Origin of the sequence: Bradyrhizobium liaoningense (assembly GCF_018130955.1) — a bacterium.
GTDB lineage: Bacteria > Pseudomonadota > Alphaproteobacteria > Rhizobiales > Xanthobacteraceae > Bradyrhizobium > Bradyrhizobium liaoningense_C.
In genome coordinates, this window is sequence record NZ_JAFCJM010000027.1 from 1 (window position 1) to 17,356 (window position 17,356).

Annotated in this window: 19 protein-coding genes; 10 read left to right on the top strand and 9 right to left on the bottom strand. The window is 64.4% G+C overall.

Translation table 11 applies throughout. From position 1 onward, the window contains the following. Window positions 1-275 precede the first annotated feature (275 nt). The gene (locus tag JQ632_RS21835; RefSeq protein WP_212404635.1) at window positions 276-1,817 is read right to left on the bottom strand and encodes a benzoate-CoA ligase family protein; all 1,542 of its coding nucleotides are present in this window, start codon (window positions 1,815-1,817) and stop codon (window positions 276-278) included. 122 nt (window positions 1,818-1,939) lie between these two features. Here JQ632_RS21835 and JQ632_RS21840 point away from each other — a divergent pair, with 122 nt between their 5' ends. The 5 genes from JQ632_RS21840 (at window position 1,940) to JQ632_RS21860 (ending at window position 5,660) form a co-directional block, all read left to right on the top strand. Beyond that, on the top strand, window positions 1,940-2,848 hold the full coding sequence (locus tag JQ632_RS21840) for a helix-turn-helix transcriptional regulator (RefSeq protein WP_212404636.1): 909 nt from the start codon (window positions 1,940-1,942) through the stop codon (window positions 2,846-2,848). Between the two features lie 227 nt (window positions 2,849-3,075). Continuing rightward, complete coding sequence (locus JQ632_RS21845) at window positions 3,076-3,468, top strand: group II truncated hemoglobin (RefSeq protein WP_212404637.1); 393 nt, start codon at window positions 3,076-3,078, stop codon at window positions 3,466-3,468. Window positions 3,469-3,543: 75 nt separating this feature from the next. Further along, entirely contained in the window at window positions 3,544-4,377 is an 834-nt protein-coding gene (locus JQ632_RS21850) for an AraC family transcriptional regulator (RefSeq protein WP_212404638.1), read from the top strand. 76 nt (window positions 4,378-4,453) lie between these two features. Further along, window positions 4,454-4,888 carry a VOC family protein gene (locus JQ632_RS21855; protein WP_212404639.1) on the top strand — a complete coding sequence of 145 codons (435 nt, stop codon included), beginning with the start codon at window positions 4,454-4,456 and terminating at the stop codon, window positions 4,886-4,888. A gap of 91 nt (window positions 4,889-4,979) precedes the next feature. Further along, window positions 4,980-5,660 carry a transglutaminase family protein gene (locus JQ632_RS21860; protein WP_212404640.1) on the top strand — a complete coding sequence of 227 codons (681 nt, stop codon included), beginning with the start codon at window positions 4,980-4,982 and terminating at the stop codon, window positions 5,658-5,660. A gap of 13 nt (window positions 5,661-5,673) precedes the next feature. Here the strand turns inward: JQ632_RS21860 and JQ632_RS21865 are convergent, their stop codons facing one another. Together JQ632_RS21865 and JQ632_RS21870 are read right to left on the bottom strand one after the other, a co-directional pair. Beyond that, window positions 5,674-6,006, bottom strand: a complete 333-nt coding sequence (locus JQ632_RS21865) for a PRC-barrel domain-containing protein (RefSeq protein WP_212404641.1) — start codon at window positions 6,004-6,006, stop codon at window positions 5,674-5,676. A 163-nt stretch (window positions 6,007-6,169) separates the two neighbouring features. After that, a complete protein-coding gene (locus JQ632_RS21870) occupies window positions 6,170-6,955 on the bottom strand; it encodes an IclR family transcriptional regulator C-terminal domain-containing protein (RefSeq protein WP_212404642.1) in 786 nt (261 codons plus the stop codon). A gap of 115 nt (window positions 6,956-7,070) precedes the next feature. Between JQ632_RS21870 and JQ632_RS21875 the strand changes: the two genes are divergently transcribed. The 3 genes from JQ632_RS21875 (at window position 7,071) to JQ632_RS21885 (ending at window position 10,786) form a co-directional block, all read left to right on the top strand. Then, a complete protein-coding gene (locus tag JQ632_RS21875; protein WP_212404643.1) occupies window positions 7,071-8,429 on the top strand; it encodes an aromatic ring-hydroxylating dioxygenase subunit alpha in 1,359 nt (452 codons plus the stop codon). A gap of 145 nt (window positions 8,430-8,574) precedes the next feature. Further along, window positions 8,575-10,011: a glutamine synthetase family protein gene (locus tag JQ632_RS21880; RefSeq protein ID WP_212404644.1), complete on the top strand. Its 1,437-nt coding sequence runs from the start codon at window positions 8,575-8,577 to the stop codon at window positions 10,009-10,011. A 340-nt stretch (window positions 10,012-10,351) separates the two neighbouring features. After that, window positions 10,352-10,786, top strand: coding sequence for a hypothetical protein (locus JQ632_RS21885; RefSeq protein WP_212404645.1), 435 nt, complete (start codon window positions 10,352-10,354; stop codon window positions 10,784-10,786). A gap of 256 nt (window positions 10,787-11,042) precedes the next feature. Here the strand turns inward: JQ632_RS21885 and JQ632_RS21890 are convergent, their stop codons facing one another. From JQ632_RS21890 to JQ632_RS21915, 6 genes are all read right to left on the bottom strand, one after another. Beyond that, window positions 11,043-11,759 carry an ABC transporter ATP-binding protein gene (locus JQ632_RS21890; RefSeq protein WP_212404646.1) on the bottom strand — a complete coding sequence of 239 codons (717 nt, stop codon included), beginning with the start codon at window positions 11,757-11,759 and terminating at the stop codon, window positions 11,043-11,045. Beyond that, window positions 11,752-12,519 (bottom strand): ABC transporter ATP-binding protein, encoded by a 768-nt coding sequence (locus tag JQ632_RS21895; protein ID WP_212404647.1) that lies wholly within the window; start codon window positions 12,517-12,519, stop codon window positions 11,752-11,754. The genes JQ632_RS21890 and JQ632_RS21895 overlap by 8 nt, the downstream gene beginning before the upstream one ends. Then, window positions 12,512-13,456, bottom strand: a complete 945-nt coding sequence (locus tag JQ632_RS21900; RefSeq protein WP_212404648.1) for a branched-chain amino acid ABC transporter permease — start codon at window positions 13,454-13,456, stop codon at window positions 12,512-12,514. The genes JQ632_RS21895 and JQ632_RS21900 overlap by 8 nt, the downstream gene beginning before the upstream one ends. Next, a complete protein-coding gene (locus JQ632_RS21905) occupies window positions 13,453-14,370 on the bottom strand; it encodes a branched-chain amino acid ABC transporter permease (RefSeq protein ID WP_212404649.1) in 918 nt (305 codons plus the stop codon). The genes JQ632_RS21900 and JQ632_RS21905 overlap by 4 nt, the downstream gene beginning before the upstream one ends. Window positions 14,371-14,693: 323 nt before the next feature. Continuing rightward, window positions 14,694-14,903: a hypothetical protein gene (locus JQ632_RS21910; protein WP_212404650.1), complete on the bottom strand. Its 210-nt coding sequence runs from the start codon at window positions 14,901-14,903 to the stop codon at window positions 14,694-14,696. A 143-nt stretch (window positions 14,904-15,046) separates the two neighbouring features. Beyond that, window positions 15,047-15,775, bottom strand: a complete 729-nt coding sequence (locus tag JQ632_RS21915; RefSeq protein WP_212404651.1) for a LuxR family transcriptional regulator — start codon at window positions 15,773-15,775, stop codon at window positions 15,047-15,049. A 244-nt stretch (window positions 15,776-16,019) separates the two neighbouring features. Here JQ632_RS21915 and JQ632_RS21920 point away from each other — a divergent pair, with 244 nt between their 5' ends. Both JQ632_RS21920 and JQ632_RS21925 read left to right on the top strand, forming a co-directional pair. Beyond that, entirely contained in the window at window positions 16,020-16,196 is a 177-nt protein-coding gene (locus tag JQ632_RS21920) for a hypothetical protein (RefSeq protein ID WP_212404652.1), read from the top strand. A gap of 215 nt (window positions 16,197-16,411) precedes the next feature. Beyond that, window positions 16,412-17,353, top strand: coding sequence for a LysR family transcriptional regulator (locus JQ632_RS21925; protein ID WP_212404653.1), 942 nt, complete (start codon window positions 16,412-16,414; stop codon window positions 17,351-17,353). The last annotated feature ends 3 nt before the right edge of the window (window positions 17,354-17,356 follow it).

Here is a 17,356-nt window from a genome sequence, read left to right on the forward strand (position 1 = left end):
GCGGCGCAAAATCAAGCGCGCCGGCTGGGACAATGCCTTCCTCATGGCAGCCCTCAGCCATATGCGATAGCCCTGCCCTGGAGGGGGAGGGTCGACTCACATTGAGCGCAGCGAGATGTGAGGCGGGGTGGGGTGAAAGTCTCTCCACGGAAACGGTGCCCGAGCGGAGAGATCACCCTACCCCGCTTCGCATTCCGCGTTGCTCCATGCGAAGCGACCCTCCCCCTCCAGGGGAGGGTGTGCAGCCGAGCTTGCGGCGAAGCCGTTGTGCAAGATCATTGCGCCCCTTCGCGCAGCTTGAAGCGCTGGATCTTTCCGGTCGCGGTTTTCGGCAGCGAGTCCACGACGTCGATCCAGCGCGGGTATTTCCAGGGGCCGATCTTCTGCTTGACGTGCTCCTTCAGCATCTCCTGAAGGTCGTTGGTCTTCACATCCGGGCGCAGCACGACAAAGGCCTTCGGCTTCAACAACCCTTCCGGATCGGCTTCCGGCACGACGGCGGCTTCCAGCACGGCGGGATGGGTGATCAGCGCGCTCTCGACCTCGAAGGGCGAGACCCAGATGCCGGAGACCTTGAACATGTCGTCGGAGCGGCCGCAGAAGGTGTAGCGCCCTTCGGCGTCGCGGACATATTTGTCGCCGGTGCGCGTCCAGCTTCCCTCGAAGGTGCGGCGGGTCTTGCTGCGCTGATTCCAGTAGCCTTCGCCGGCCGACGGTGCGTCGACCACCATTTCGCCGACCTCGCCGTCGGGCACGTCCTCGCCCGCTTCATTCACCAGCCGCACCGCATAGCCCGGCACCGGCTTGCCGGAGGAGCCGTATTTGATGTCGCCCGGCGCATTCGACAGGAAGATGTGCAAGAGCTCGGTCGAACCGACGCCGTCGAGGATGTCGACGCCGAAGCGCTCCTTCCAGTGATTACCGACAGATTCCGGCAGCGCCTCGCCGGCCGAGGTGCAGATGCGCAAGGCGCCGCCGCCGCGCTCGCTCTTTGTGGCTTCGTCGTTGAGCATCGCCGCGAACAGCGTCGGCACGCCGTAGAAGATCGTCGGCTTGTATCTGTTCATGAGGTCGAACATGCGCGCCGGCGTCGGGCGCTCGCTGTTCAAGATCGTGGTGGCGCCGACCGACATCGGGAAGGTCAGGGCATTGCCGAGGCCATAGGCGAAGAACAGTTTTGCCGCGGACAGACAGACGTCGTTCTCGCGGATGCCGAGCACCTGCTTTGCGTAGGTGTCCGCGGTCGCCTGCAAGTTTGAATGCAGATGACGCACGCCCTTGGGCATGCCGGTCGAGCCGGACGAGTAGAGCCAGAAAGCCGGTTCATCCGGATGGGTCGCAGCGGTCGCAAAACTGTCGCTCTCGCCCGCGAGCTCTTCCCGAAGTTGCTTGTGACCGTTCTGCTTGGCGCCGGAGACCACGACATGCTCGAGATCGGGCATGCGGCCGACGACGTCCTTGATGACGGGATAGAGCGCTTCGGAGACGAACAGCACGCGCGCGCGGCAGTCGGCGAGGATGTAGGCGTATTGCTCCGCCGTCAGCAGCGTGTTCAGCGGCACGGGCACGATGCCGGCGCGGATCGCGCCCAGGAACACGACCGGGAAATCGACCGTGTCGAGCATGATCATGGCGACGCGCTCTTCGCGGCGGACGCCGAGACGGCGCAGCATGTTGGCGGCGCGGCAGCTCTGTTGCTGCAGCTCGCCATAGGTGAGCCGTGCGACGGTGTCGTCGAAGACGAGCTTGTTACCCCTGCCCTCCTCGACGTTACGGTCGAGCAGCCAGGTCACCGCGTTGTAGGATCCCTCGCTCACGGACTTCTCCCCTGAATTTTGAATTATAATTCATAGAAAGACACTCCGCTGGCTTGCTGTCAATGCTGTCAGGCATTATGTTTCATTAAAATGCGCCGCCGGACATCCGCTAAAGAAGACATATGACCGAAAGTCCCGACGCCGAGTCCCATTTCCTCGAACAGCTTGGCCAGCGTGTGCGCACCATGCGCGCGCTGCGCGGCATGTCGCGCAAAGTACTCGCCAAGGTATCGGGCATTTCCGAGCGCTACATCGCCCAGCTCGAAAGCGGCAAGGGCAATGTCTCGATCGTGTTGCTCCGTCGCGTGTCGGACGCGATGGGCGCGCATCTGGAAGATCTCCTCCCGACGATCGAGCCCGTGCCGGACTGGCAGATGTTTCGCGATCTCCTGCGCAAGGCGACGCCTGCCCAGATCGCGCAGGCCAAGGACGTGCTCGCAGGCGGCAGCGCCACCGCGCCGCGCCGCGCGCCGTTCTGCGGCATCGCGCTGATCGGCCTGCGCGGCGCCGGCAAATCGACGCTCGGCAGGATGCTGGCGAAGAAGATCGGCTGGAGCTTTGTCGAGCTCAACAAGGAGATCGAGGAGCAGAACGGGCTCTCGGTCGCCGAGATCATCGCGCTCTACGGCCAGGAGGGCTTTCGCCGCATGGAGCAGGCAGCGCTGCAGCAGCTCCTGGCGCGCAACGAACTGATGGTGCTCGCCACCGGCGGCGGCATCGTGTCGGAGCCTTTGACGTTCGACCAGATCCTGTCGTCGTTCTACACGATCTGGCTGAAGGCCGAGCCCGAGGAGCACATGGCGCGCGTGCGGCGCCAGGGCGATCTGCGGCCGATGGCGGACGACCGCTCGGCGATGGCCGAGCTGCGCAACATCCTCTTGAGCCGCGAGCCGCTCTATTCGCGCGCCGCGGCGGTGGTCGATACCGCGGGCCTGAGTGTCGATGCAGCGGCGGCGCGCCTGATCGATGCGGTGCGCCCGGTGCTTCAGAACGAGGCGCGCAGCTTCGGGCTGCGCAGCGTGGCGCTGTAGTTCGCTAGCCACGAGGCGTTTGCTTGCCCCGTCATCCTGAGGTGTACGACCAGCGGCGCGCCGCTGGTCGTGCCTCGAAGGATGAACGGCCGGGACGCAGCCGGGCCGTCGCCCTTCGAGGCCTCCGCTTCGCTCCGGCACCTCAGGGTGACGGTGAGAGATTGACACTCTCTGCCATAGCCCACCGTGTGCAAAACCGAGCAAAGCAGCATGCATCAGGACGAGACATGACCGACAGCGACGTCACGGTTTCCATCTTCGAGCGGATCGGCGGCCGGGCCACGATCGACCGGCTGGTCGATCGCTTTTACGAGCGAATGGATACGCTGCCCGAGGCGCGGACGATTCGCGCCATGCATGCGGCCGATCTCGGCGAGATCAAGGATGTACTGAAACGCTATCTCACCGAATGGACCGGTGGACCAAGACTGTATTCCGTCGAGAAGGGCCATCCGCGGCTGCGGCAGCGGCATATGCACGTCGCGATCGGCGACGCCGAGCGCGACTCGTGGCTATTGTGCATGCGCGGCGCGCTCGGCGAGACCGTGGCTGACACGACCGCGCGGCAGGAACTCGATCAGGCGTTGTCGCGGCTCGCCGACTGGATGCGGAACCGCTAGAACACTTCGGAAGAAGTCCCATTGGTGGGACGCCATCGTAACGCTATGCTGCGCTCGCAACGAGTGAGACGCGCGATGGATGCAAGCGTAGCCCCCGATGTCATCAGCCGGCCGGTCTCGCCGCGCCTTGCGCATCTCGTCTCCAGCATCTCCTTCTACCGCGAGCGCGGGCTTGGCCTGACTGCCTTCCGACATGCCGCGCCATTGGCGCTGCCGCTGCTGGTCAATCTGGGATCGCCGTTCCGCATCGCGCTTGGCCGCCGGCCGGACGATGCGGACGCGCAGCCGAGCTTTGTCGCCGGGCTGTTTCCCGGACCGGTGCTCATCGAATCCGACGGCCGCGCCGCCTGCGTGCAGGTCGATTTCACCCCGCTCGGCGCCTATCGCTTCTACGGCGGCGCCGTGCCCGACCTGACGGCACGGATGGTGGGTCTCGGCGACGTGCTGGGGCAGGACGGCCGGTGCCTCAGCGAGATGGTCGCCGAGGCCGAAGGGTGGCAGCGACGCTTCGAGATCGTGGAGAATTTTGTGCTTCGCCGCGCCGTGCACGAGCCGTCGCCGGCGATCGCCGCGGCGCTCGACAGGCTCTGGCGCAGCGCGGGCACGGTCAGGATCGGCGAGATCGCCGCTGACATCGGCTGGAGCCGCAAGCATCTCGCCCGCCGCTTCCACTACGAGATCGGTGTCGCACCGAAAACATTGGCGCAGATGCTGCGCTTTCATCGCGCCTGCGCGCTCGCGCGCACCAGCGCGGCGGGCGGCTGGGCGGCCATCGCCGTTGAGGCGGGCTATGCCGATCAGGCACATCTCGTCCGCGACTTTCGTGTCTTCAGCGGCGAAACGCCGACTGCATGGGCGGCGCGGCTGGAAGGCACCGATCCGCGTCTGACGCGGGAGGCCGGGGGATAGGGCAAAGTCCCATTTGTTCAAGCCGGCGCGCGCGGGCTGACCTAGGCTCGGTCCAGCAATCGAGCTGGAGAGTTTTATGACCCAACCGAACGGCAACGAGGCGCCGCGCCTCTATCACACCATGCGCTGCAAGGATGCAGACGCAATGATCGCCTGGCTGAAGGACGTGCTCGGCTTCAGCGAGCGCGTGGTCTATCGCCGCGAAGGCACCATCGTCCATGCCGAGCTGGCGTTCGGCTGCTCCATCCTCATGCTCGGCGCGCAGCGGGACGACGGTTACGCCAAGCAGGTCGGCGACCTCGCGGGCCGCCGGACGGATGCGGTCTATCTCGCGGTGGACGATCCCGATGCGCTGTATGCGAAAGTGAAGGCATCAGGCGCTCGAATCGAGATGGAACTCACCAACACCGACTATGGCAGCCGCGATTTCGCGGCGCGTGATCCCGAGGGCGGGCTGTGGAGCTTTGGCACCTACTGGCCCAAGGTCGGCGAAAAACCGCTGCCGGGTTGAGTGCAGGCGAGCGGATTGCGCAGGGCCTGTCATCAGCCCGCGCATGGCGCGGGCCGTTGCCAATCCGCTCCTCTCCACTAAGCTTAGCCGCATGACCGATCATCTGCCCGACACCATCCGCCGGCTCTACACCGATCCCGGCGAGTATATCGACAGCGATCATCCCATCGTGGAGGTCTTCGCAAAGAGCGCGGTGCTCGCTGACGCGAGCGACCGCGAAAAGGCGGGCGTGCTCTACAAGGCGGTGCGCGACGGCATCCGCTACAATCCCTATGTCAGCATGCGCGTGCCCGAGACGTTTCGTGCCTCAAGCGTGCTCGCCGCGGGCCAGGGCTATTGCGTCGGCAAGGCCGCGCTCTATGCCGCCGCCTGCCGCGTCCACGGCATCCCGGCGCGCGTCGGCTTTGCCGACGTGAAGAACCATCTCACCACCGAAAAACTGCGCCAGAGCATGGGCACCGACATCTTCACCTGGCACGGGTTCACGGAAGTGTATGTCGACGGCGCCTGGCGCAAGGCGACGCCGACCTTCAACGACACGCTCTGTGCCAAGGTCGGCGTGGCGCCGCTCGATTTCGACGGCCACAACGACGCGCTGCTGCATCCGTTCGACGGCGCGGGCCGCGCCTACATGCAATACGTCAACGACCGCGGCAGCTATCACGACGTGCCGGCAAAGTTCCTGATGCGCGAGATGGCGCGCGACTACGCCAACATGCAGGGCGAGGACCTTTCCGGCCGCGACATGGAGCGCGAGGCCGCGGAGGGGTGAGCGCGACGCGCCGTCAGATCGACCAATAGTTCGGATGCGCGTAGGGCTGCGAACGATCGCCCCAATCGAATTCGTCGCCGTCGAACTCGCACGGGCCGCTGGCAAGCTCATCCAGCGTCACCTCGACCCGGAACGCCTGTCGCGCGGGATCGTATTTCAGCGCGCTCCACTCAACCGGATAATGGTGGCGGGTACCGAGCAGTCCGCCGGTCTTGATCACGGCATAGGCGACCGTGCCGCTCACCTTGTCGAGCATCAGCCGCTCGATCGTGCCGAGCTTGGTGCCGTCGCGCCCGTAGACGCCGACATGCTCCACGCGATCACTGGGAACCATGGTGTGTTGCATGGCGTCCTCCCTAGGTTCTTGCGTTGCGCTTATTATAGCACAAGCGACGAGAATGTAGGGTGGGTTAGCGGTAGCGTAACCCACCACTTCTGCCGCCGCGGAAACCAAAAGGTGGGTTACGCCAAGCGGACTGCGCTTCGCGCAGCCGCGAGGCTAACCCACCCTACAACAGTTGCGACCGCACCGACTCCGCGCCGTCGCGCAGCAGCGGCAGGAAACGCTCGATCAGCTCCTTCACCGGCACGCGATCGACATGGGCGCCCATGTTGATGGCGGCGACGATGGTGTCGTCGTAGCGGCGGACGGGGACCGACATCGAGCGGAAATGCGGCTCGGCTTCGCGATCGACCAGCGAATAGCCTTGGGCGCGGTCGACGGCGATGGTCTTGAGCAGCGCCTTGGGATCGGTGACGGTCTGCGGCGTCAGTGGGGCGCGCTTCATCGCCTTCAGGCGCAGGCCAAGCGCCGCATCGTCGAACTGGCCGAGCATGGCGCGGCCGACCGAGGTGCAGAAGGCCGGCAGCCGGTAGCCGATCTCGAGGCCGGCCGAAAACACCCGCATCGGACTGCCGCGCGCGATGAACACGACGTCGTCGCCGTCGAGCACCGCGAGCGAGGAGATTTCCTGCGCCGCGGTGGCGATGCGGTCGAGCACCGGCTGGAGGACGGCGACGAGCTGGTTGGAACGCAGGAAGGAGGCCGCCAGCGTCAGCACATGCGGCGTCAGCGAGAACAATTTGCCGTCGCTTGCAACGAAGCCGCCATGCTGGAGCGTGAACAGGATGCGCCGCGCGGTGGCGCGCGGCAGGTCGGCGGCGCGCGCGAGATCGCTGAGCGTCATGGGACCTGAGGTCGTGCCAAAGACCTGCAGCAGGCGCAGGCCGCGGTCGAGGCTCTCGACGAAATCCGTCGCGCGGTCCTCGGTGTCGCTGCGCTTGAGCTTGGGCATGGCGGTAGGGAACTTCCTGCAAAATACTGCTTGCTGCCGGATCAAGGCATGTCATAATTCGCCCATCCGTTCAATAGGCGAACACAAGCCACTCCGAAAAAGGGACGCGACCGCCATGATGAGCCAGGAGCAGAACGACCTGATCACCCGCACCGGGCCGAAGGATCCTTGCGGCAGGCTGATGCGGAGCTACTGGCAGCCGGCGGCGCTGGTGGATGAGCTGGAGGACGCGCGGCCGATCCGTCCTGTGAAACTGCTCGGCGAGAACCTGGTGCTGTTCCGCGACGAACAGGGACGCTACGGCCTGATGGATCGCCAATGCGCCCATCGCGGCGCCGACCTCGCCTTCGGCCGGCTCGAGAACGGCGGACTGCGCTGCGCTTTCCACGGCTGGCTGTTCGACGCATCAGGGCAATGCATCGAGACGCCGGCGGAGCCCAAGGACTCAAAGCTCTGCCAGAACATCAGGCAGCGCTCCTATCCGGTGGTCGAGAAGAGCGGCATCCTCTGGGCCTACCTCGGCGAAGGCGTGCCGCCCGCATTTCCCGAGCTCGACTGTTTTGTGGCGCCCGGCAGCCACACCTTTGCATTCAAGGGCCACATGGCCTGCAACTGGCTGCAGGCGCTCGAGGTCGGCATCGATCCCGCCCACGCCTCCTATTTGCATCGCTTCTTCGAGGACGAAGACACGTCCACGGCCTATGGCAAGCAGTTCCGCGGCGCATCGGCCGGAAGCGACCTGCCGATGACGAAAATCCTGCGCGAATACGACCGGCCGATCATCAATGTCGAGCACACCGAATACGGCCTGCGGCTGATTGCGCTGCGCGAGATCGACGAGGAGCGCACCCATGTGCGCGTCACCAACCAGCTCTTCCCGCACGGTTTCGTCATCCCCATGAGCACGGAGATGACGATCACACAGTGGCACGTGCCTGTCGATGACGAGAACTGCTACTGGTACGCGATCTTCACGAGCTACACGACACCGGTCGACAAGACCAAGATGCGCGATCAGCGCCTCGAGCTTTACACGCTGCCGGACTACAAGTCGCGCAAGAACAGCAGCAACGATTACGGCTTTGATCCGCACGAGCAGCAGACAGCGACCTACACCGGCATGGGCAACGACATCAACGTGCACGACCAGTGGGCGGTGGAATCGATGGGCGCGATCCAGGACCGCACCAAGGAGCATCTCGGCCAATCCGACAAGGCGATCGTGCAGTATCGCCGCCTGCTGCGGCAGGAGATCGAAAAGGTCGCTGGCGGCGAGAAGCCGATGCTGTTCCTCGACGAGAGCAATGCACGCTCGATCCAGGGGCCGTCCACCATGGACGGCATCGGGCCGACCCAGGGCTGGGAGACCTACTGGATGGAGGTCGACGTCAAGCGCCGCCGCGGCGCGCCGTGGATGGCGCCGGTGCCGAAGGAGATCGCGGGCAAGGTGCACCGGCTGACGGCGGCGGAGTGACGCCCGTGGTCTACTGCCGTAGGGTGGGCAAAGGCGCGAAGCGCCGTGCCCACCATCTCTCCACGAATGCGACCAAAGTGGTGGGCACGCTTCACTTTGCCCACCCTACGAGAGCCGCGCATGCGGTGAGTGAAGGAGCAACCGAGTGAGTTTCGTCGCGCGTCACGCGCTGTGGTCGGATGAGCAGAAGGACGCCGCGACGCGGCTCGCCCGGATCGTCGAAGAGAGGAACCTCGAAGTCATCCGCCTCGCCTTCCCGGACCAGCACGGCATCTTGCGCGGCAAGACGATCATCGCATCGGAAGCGGTCGCCTCACTGGAAAGCGGTTGCTCCATCACCACGACGTTGCTCGCCAAGGACACCTCGCACCGCACGGTGTTTCCGGTGTTCACATCAGGCGGCGGCTTTGGCATGAAGGAGATGGAGGGCGCGGCCGACGTGCTGATGGTTGCCGATCCCACGACCTTCCGCGTGCTGCCCTGGGCGCCGACGACCGGCTGGGTGCTGTGCGATCTCTACTTCAACGACGGCCGCCCGGTGCCGTTCGCGACACGTTCCCTCTATCGCAAGGTGCTCGATGAACTCGGAAGCCGCGGCCATGAATTCGTCGCGGGCCTCGAGGTCGAATTCCACATCTTCAAGCTCGATGATGCGCAGATGCGCCCCGAGGACGCCGGCCAGCCTGGCACGCCGCCCGCGGTCAGCCTGTTGTCGCACGGCTATCAATATCTGACCGAGCAGCGCTTCGATCAGATGGAGCCGGTGCTGGAGATCCTTCGCCGCGACATTCTCGCACTCGGTTTGCCGTTGCGTTCGGTCGAGGTCGAGTTCGGACCAAGCCAGTGCGAATTCACCTTCCAGCCGAAGAAGGGCATCGAGCCCGCCGACAACATGGTACTGTTCCGCTCTGCGGTGAAGCAGATCGCGCGGCGCCACGGCTATCACGCCACCTTCATGTGCCGGCCGAAGCTGCCGAACGTGTTCGCCAGCGGCTGGCATCTGCATCAGTCCATCGTCTCGCGTGCTACGGCAGAGAACCTGTTCATGGCGAAGACGGGCAGCGAGCCGCTCAGCGAATTCGGCCGCGCCTGGCTCGCGGGCCTGCTTGATCACGCCCGCGCCTCAACCGTGTTCACGACGCCGACCATCAACGGCTACAAGCGCTACCGCTCCTATTCGCTGGCGCCCGACCGCGCGATCTGGGGCCGCGACAATCGCGGTGTGATGATCCGCGTGCTCGGCGGCGCGGGCGACGCCGCGACCCGGCTGGAGAACCGCATCGGCGAGCCCGCCGCAAACCCCTATCTCTACATGGCCTCGCAGATCCTCTCGGGCCTCGACGGCGTCGATCGCAAGCTCGATCCCGGCCCGTCCGCCGACACGCCCTACGAGACCAAGGCGCCGCTGTTGCCCAAATCCCTGCGCGATGCGGTCGCGGCGCTGAAGGACGATCCGTTCTTCCGCGAAAAACTCGGCGCCGAGTTCGTCGACTACTACACCCACATCAAGAACGCCGAGATCGACCGCTTCCAGGCCGAGGTCAGCGACTGGGAGCATCGCGAATATTTCGAGATGTTTTGAGCCCCCTAGCGGGCAGACAAAGGCAGCGACGTACCTTTCACGGCATCGCCGCCTCACACCCCTGTGAGGCGACTTCGTGCGGCCTGTTCCGACGAAACCCCTGTCTCGCGCGACGAAGCCATTTTCCTGTCCTTACGAAAACCGCCGGAAAGATCGCGGGTCTAGGATGCCGCCATGTGATCAACAGTGGAGTTCGATCATGTGGGTTTATCTGTTCAGCCTGATTTATCGCCTGTCCTGCCGGACCACCCTGATCGAGATCGGCACGCACCGCGTTGCGCGCTGACTGAAGTGGAAGCGATTTAGGTAAGATGAACTGACCGAATAGCGGGGATTTTCCATGCGCAAGCTGATCCTGATCGCCGCAATCTCTGTTCTGGCCACCCATGCCTATGCCGGACAACCGCGCAGCTTGAGTCTCGCGACCGCAAATGCAAGCGAGCCGGCGGCCGAACAGCCCAAGACCCAGACCACGACCATGCCGGCTCCGGCGACCACAACCGCGACGACGACACAGACACCGACCACACCGGCGCTGGCCTCGACCACGCCCACCCAGACCACGGTCGCGCCGACCACAACTGTAGCGCCGCAGACGACCACGGCCGCAACGACATCAGCACCGGTCACGACGCCGGCCGTCACTACGACCACGGCACCGGCCGCAACGACGACCGTGCCGGCCAAGACCGCGGTCTCGACCAAACCGAAGCGCCAGCCGTCCGTCGAAGCCCGCGTCATCCGCGAACTTCATCGCCACGGGATTTATTGGTGATTGGCTAGCGCCGCTGAACCCCCGATGTCGTCCTGGCGAAACAGGCCGTAAAAAAACTCAGCGCGCTCGTTTCGACGTAGAATCTGATTCTCTTGCGCGACAGAAGAGAGAACCAAGTAGTCAGTAAAGAGCTTGAAAGCAGGGGCGTGGAGCATCCTGTTCTATCGAGCTCTCCGAATCTTGAGTTTTTGCACAGCCTGTTTCGCCAGGACGACATTGAATGAGTGGCGCGAACTCGCGCCACATTCTCCGCCCGTTAAATCCCGAGATAGCGGTGCTGCAGATCCGGCTCGGCCGTCAGTTCGCTCGAGGTGCCGCTCCACACCGTCTTGCCGCGTTCGATGATGTAGTGGCGGTCGCAGATGCGAGCGAGGTGGTCGACGTTCTTGTCGACGACCAGGATGGACTGACCGCGCTTCTTCAGCAGCGACAGGCAATTCCAGATCTCTTCGCGGATCAGCGGCGCCAATCCTTCGGTTGCCTCGTCGAGGATCAGGAGCTTTGGATTGGTCATCAGCGCGCGGCCGATCGCGAGCATCTGCTGCTCGCCGCCAGAGAGCTGGTTGCCCATGTTGCCGGCGCGCTCGGCAAGGCGGGGGAACAGGACGTAGATCGTCGCGAGCGTCCACGGGTTTTCGCTGCCGAAACGATCGGCGGCGGCTGCGACGAGGTTTTCGCGCACCGTGAGGTTCGGGAATATCTGGCGTCCCTCAGGGACCAGGCCGACGCCGAGCTTTGCGATCCGGTACGAGGGCTGCGTCCGCACCTCCGCGCCCGCAAAGCGGATCGCGCCCGCGCGGGCCGGCGTCAGGCCCATGATGGAGCGGATGGTCGTGGTCTTGCCCATGCCGTTGCGGCCCATCAGCGAGACCATCTCGCCGGCCTTGATCGACAGCGACAGGCCGAACAGAACCTGGCTGAGCCCGTAGCAGGTCTCGATTCCCTCGACGTCCAGCAGCGCAGTTTCAGCCATGGCGCGTCACCACATGCTGGTCGCCGAGATAGGCGCGTTTGACCTCGTCGTTCTGGCGGATCGCGGCCGGATCGCCCGAGGCGATGACGCGGCCATAGACCAACACCGAGATGCGGTCGGCGAGCGCGAACACCGCCTCCATGTCGTGCTCGACCAGCACGATCGAGACTTCCTTCCGCAACTCCTGAAGCAGTTTCACCATGCGCTGGGACTCGGTGACGCCGAGGCCCGCCATCGGCTCGTCGAGCAGCAGGATTTTTGGCTTGCTCGCGAGCGCCACCGCGAGCTCCAGCTCGCGCCGCTCGCCATGGCTGATCTTGGACACCTCGACGTCGGCGCGATGCAACAGCCCGACCCGATCGAGCGCGGCACGCGCGGCATCGCGCAGGCCCGTCTCCTTGCGCGCATTGGCAAAGAAGCGGAACGAGGTGCCGGCATGCGCCTGGGCCGCGAGCGCGACATTGTCGGCCGCGGTGAAGTCCAGCAGCAGCGAGGTGATCTGGAACGAGCGCGCCAGGCCCAGCGCGCAGCGGCGATAGGCCGGCAGATAGGTGATGTCGAGCCCGCCGAGGGAGACAGAGCCCGCGTGCGGCGAAAGATGCCCGGTGAGCTGGCTGATCAGCGTGGTCTTGCCAGCGCCGTTGGGACCGATGATGGCGTGCAGTTCGCCCGCCGCAACGTCGAGCGAGACGTGATCGGTCGCGGTGATGCCGCCGAAGCGGCGCACCAGTTTTTCGACGCGGAGCAGCGGCTCAGCCACGGTCGAACCTCCCGAGCAGACCCATGATGCCGCCGCGCCCGAACAGCACGATCAGCAGCAGCAGCGGGCCCATGATCAGTGCCCAATATTCGGTGATCTGCGACAGCAGCTCTTCCAGCACCAGGAACACGACCGCGCCCATCACAGGGCCGAACAGCGTGCCCATGCCGCCCAGGATCACCATCACCATGAGATCGCCGGAGCGGGTCCAGTACATCACGGCGGGACTGACGAAGTCGGTGTTGTTGGCGAGCAGTGCGCCGGCAAGGCCGCACATGGTGCCCGAAATGACGAAGCAGACGAGCTGGTAGCGTTTTGCGGGAAAGCCGATCGCCTGCATGCGCTGCTCGTTGGAGCGCAGGCCCTGCACCACGAGGCCGAAGCGCGAATTGCCGATGCGCCAGATCAGCAGGACGACGCCGAACAGGCAGGCGAGGCAGAGATAGTAGAACTGTGTCCGGTTCGACAGGTTGATCAGGCCGGAGAAGTCGCTGCGCTTGTAGACGGTAAGACCGTCGTCGCCGCCGTAGCGCGCCAGGCCCGAGGCGACGTAATAGGCCATCTGCGCGAAGGCGAGCGTGATCATGATGAAATAGACGCCGCGGGTGCGCAACGACAGCGCGCCGATGACGAGCGCGTAGATCGCGGACGCCGCGAGCGCGACCGGAAACTGGATGAAGCCGCTTCCGACACCTTCCTGCGCCAGAATGCCGACGGCATAGCCGCCGACGCCGAGATAGGCGGCGTGACCAAAGCTCATCATGCCGCCATAGCCCATGATGAGATTGAGGCTCGCGGCGGCGAGCGCCAGGATGACGATGCGGGTGAACAGCGTCAGGATGAAGATGTTGCCCGACAGGGACGAATAGAGCGGCAGCAGCACGAGGCCTGCCAGCACCAGGGCCGTGAAGGCCTTGCTCACGCTGAACGTTTTCATCGACGGTTGGCCGGGAACAGCCCCTCCGGCCGGACAACCAGCACGATCGCCATCAGGAGGTAGATCAGCATCGACGACAGCGCCGGCGCGGCGGTGGAGGCCGCGGTCGAGCTCAGCACCTGTCGCAGCAGGTTCGGCAGGAAGGCGCGGCCGAGCGTGTCGATCATGCCGACGAAGATCGCCGCCAGGAAGGCGCCGCGGATCGAGCCGATGCCGCCGATGACAATGATCACGAAGGCCAGGATCAGGATGTTTTCGCCCATGCCGATCTGCACCGTGAGGATCGGCGCCTGCATCAGGCCGGCGAGACCGGCAAGCGCCGCGCCCAGGCCGAACACCAGCGTGTAGAGCAGCTTGATGTTGATGCCGAGCGCGCCGATCATCTCGCGGTTGGAGGCGCCGGCCCGGATCAGCATGCCGATGCGGGTACGCATCACGCCGAGATAGAGCAAGAGCGCCACCAAGAGCGCGACGATGATGATGGCGAGGCGATAGGCCGGATAGTGAATGCCGGGCAGGATCGGCACCGGCACGGTGAGCCAGCCCGGCAGCGGCAGCGCGAGGCCCGCCGGGCCCCAGATCAGCCGCACGGCTTCATTGAAGAACAGGATCAGGCCGAAGGTCGCGAGCACATGGTCGAGATGATCGCGGCCATAGAGATGTCTGAGCGCGGTGACCTCGAGCACGATGCCGAGCAGCAGCGTGGCGCCGAGCGCGAGCATCGCGCCCAGGACGAAATTGCCGGTCCAGGCCACGAAGGTCGCGGCGAAATAGGCGCCCATCATATAGAGCGAGCCGTGCGCCAGGTTGACGAGATCCATGATCCCGAACACCAGCGTCAGGCCGGCCGCGAGCAGGAACAGGAGCAGCCCGAACTGCAATCCGTTCAGAAATTGTTCGACGACGAGCAGCATGAACGCTCTTTCAGCCACACCAAACGTTGCGCTGATGTTCGGTCGCTGACGAGATCAATGAAAGAGCTCCCCTGCCTCTTCAAGGCAAAATCGGTACCGGCAGTATCGTTCCGACGCAAGAGCGATTCTGCGTCACGGCTGCACTTTGTTGCATCTTACCGATTGCGCGATGCGCCTTGGCAAGGGATTGCCGTGCCGGCTGGGTCAACCCGCCGCACCCAGTCCTGCGAAGAACGCACTGCATCGCGGCTGCCGAGCCGCGGATCTCCTCTCCCCATCCCTCGCGGAGGGCGGGAGAGGGAAAACGAGAGCTCCGGTCGACCCTAGTGCGACGTCATATGGTGCGGAATCGCATCGCACCCGGCGACCCTGCCTGCGGTTGCGGCTTCGAGTGCCGCCATCCGGAACAGGTAGGCCAAGGTCGCGAGCCCGGAGACTTCAGCCATCTGTGCAAGTTCGATCGCCATGTCGGACATGTAGCCGAGCTTCGCTTCATTCATGGTGAGCTGGGTATCCTGCATCATGTTCGTCATCTCAGGCGATCTTTTCGTTTGCGCGGGTGCGAGGCTGTCGGTGTTGGAGGGGCGATGGCGTCGAGCCGTGGGCCGTCCTGACGCGCGCAGAGCCTCCGTGAAAAGACGCGGTTTCGATATTGGGAAATTTCCCAGTGCGAGGCTTACGGATTGATGATCTTGCTGCGAATCGCGATCGCGACTGCATGCGTACGGTTGACGGCGCCGAGCTTGCGCGCAGCAGTTGCAAGATGCTCTTCCGCAGTCCGCTGAGTGATGTGCAATATCTCGCCGATCTCCCAGGCCGACTTGCCTTGTGCGGCCCAGTTGATCACCTCGCGTTCGCGCGGCGTGAGATGAGTCGACCGCCCCGCCACCGGCGCGAGCAGACGGCGAATGCGATCAAAGCCGTACATCGCCATCAGATGCAGCGCAGGCTTGCTGCGCGGATTGAGATCGAGATGGACACCGCCGAGCGAAACGGCCGCCTCATAGCCGGTCAGCCCGTGGATCGGCACGATGAAGCCGCGCGACATGCGGAAGTCGCCGGCGCGGTTCATCACCTCGGTTGCGCCCGGCTCGAGCTCGACGTCATAGGGGGCTTCCGACCACTCGAATGGATTGATCGACTGCCGGCACATTCGTACCACGGGGTCGACGCGATCGTAGTTGTTCTCGGTGTAGAGCTTGAACCATTCCGCGGGCCAGCGCTTGGCGAGCACCATCTGGGCGAACTGCTGGTCAGGATTCGGCAGCCCCGTGACGATGATGGTCTCGAAGCCGAAGCGTCCGAACGCCGCCTCGAGCGCATCCATGGCGTCCGGGACCCGCCGATAGGCTTCCAGGCTTTCGATGAAATCGAGCGCTTCGCGGCCGTAATCCACGGCGGACATCGGTTCGTCTTGCCCCTTGCCTGCTCTCGCAGGCTACCAATGACCACGGCCCTCGAACGTTGCTCTTGAACGTTGCCTTTGAACGTCGCTCTTGAGCGTTGCCGTTGAATGTTGCCTTTGGCCGCTGCCGCATTTCGTCGCTCTCCGTAGTTTTCCGGTGCAACGAAAATCCCGAGGATTAATCTACTTGTGGAGGAAGGGGCGTCAAGTTACACCTTCGATATCGGCAGCGGGAAACCCCACGATGGAAGATGAGAACATCGCCCTCAACAGCGTGCTCGGCCTGGAACTGAACCGCGTGTTTTTCGCCGTGCGTGAAACGGCCAACAAGCAGAAGATCATCGAGTTTGCGCGCGACGTGCTCGAGACCGAGCGTGCGGATCTTCGCAACAGCGCCACGCCGGAAGGCCCGGCAGGCTAGAACGCATTTGCAGCATGGAGGCGGACGACGCCAGAGGCGCCGGCATCCATCTGTGCGCGCGGAATTCAGCTCAGCAATCCTGCCGTGAGTCCATCCGTCCCTTCAGCATCATCGGCCCTGCCGCGCATATTCACGTTGACAAGCATTTGCGGCTGGATGACATCGCGTCTCTCGTGAGATGATCGCCAAAGAGATCGTCGTTCGGGGGTTCGTTCATGATGACGCTGCGCCAGGTCGAGGTGATCCGTGCCGTGATGGTGACGGGCACGATTGGCGGCGCCGCAAAACTGTTGAACGTGTCGGCGCCCGGCATCAGCCGTCTGGTGAAATACACCGAGCGCTCGCTTGGCATCCGTTTCTTCCAGCGCCAAAACGGACGCTACTTCCCGACACCGGAAGCCGAGAACATTTTTGAGCAGATCAACGGCGTCTACAAGAAAGTGGACGATCTCTCCGAGATCATCTCCAAGATTGGACGCGGCGGCCTGTCCGAGTTGCGCATCGGCTCGGTGCCGAGCATCTCCCAGGTGATGGTGCCGCGCGCGATCGAGCGCGTCCGGCGCCGCTATCCCGACCTCGGCATCGACATCAACATCCTCAAGATCGAGGAAGCCATCGACTATCTCTTGCTCGGCCGTGGCGAGTGCGTGGCGATGAGCTACCGGCTCGAACATTCCGGCCTCGACTTCCTGCCGCTCGCCTCGGGCGAGCTCTATTGCATCGTCCCGCCCGGCCATGAGCTGGCCGGCCGCAAGCAGGTGACGGCCGCCGAGATCACCCGCTATCCGCTGATCGGCATCGACCCGAACGATCCCTACGGACGGATCATGGCCGAGATTTTCGCGCGCCACCGGCTCGACTACAACATCACCATCCGCGCACGCTTCGGCACCACGGTCTGCGCGCTGGTGAAGGCGGGGCTCGGCATCGCCATCATCGACCAGTTCACGGTGGCCCATGGCGGCTATCCCGGCATCGAGCTGTTGAAGATCGTCGAGCCGACCCGCTTCGACACCTACATCGCGGTGAAGCGCGGCGCGCCGCTGTCGCTGCATGTCGAGTACTTCATCGAACAGCTGCGCGCCGAGATGCGCGCGGTCGGGCCGTCGCGCCAAAGTCTGAGGGAAGGGCAAAAGGCCCGGGTCCGACGAAAATAACAT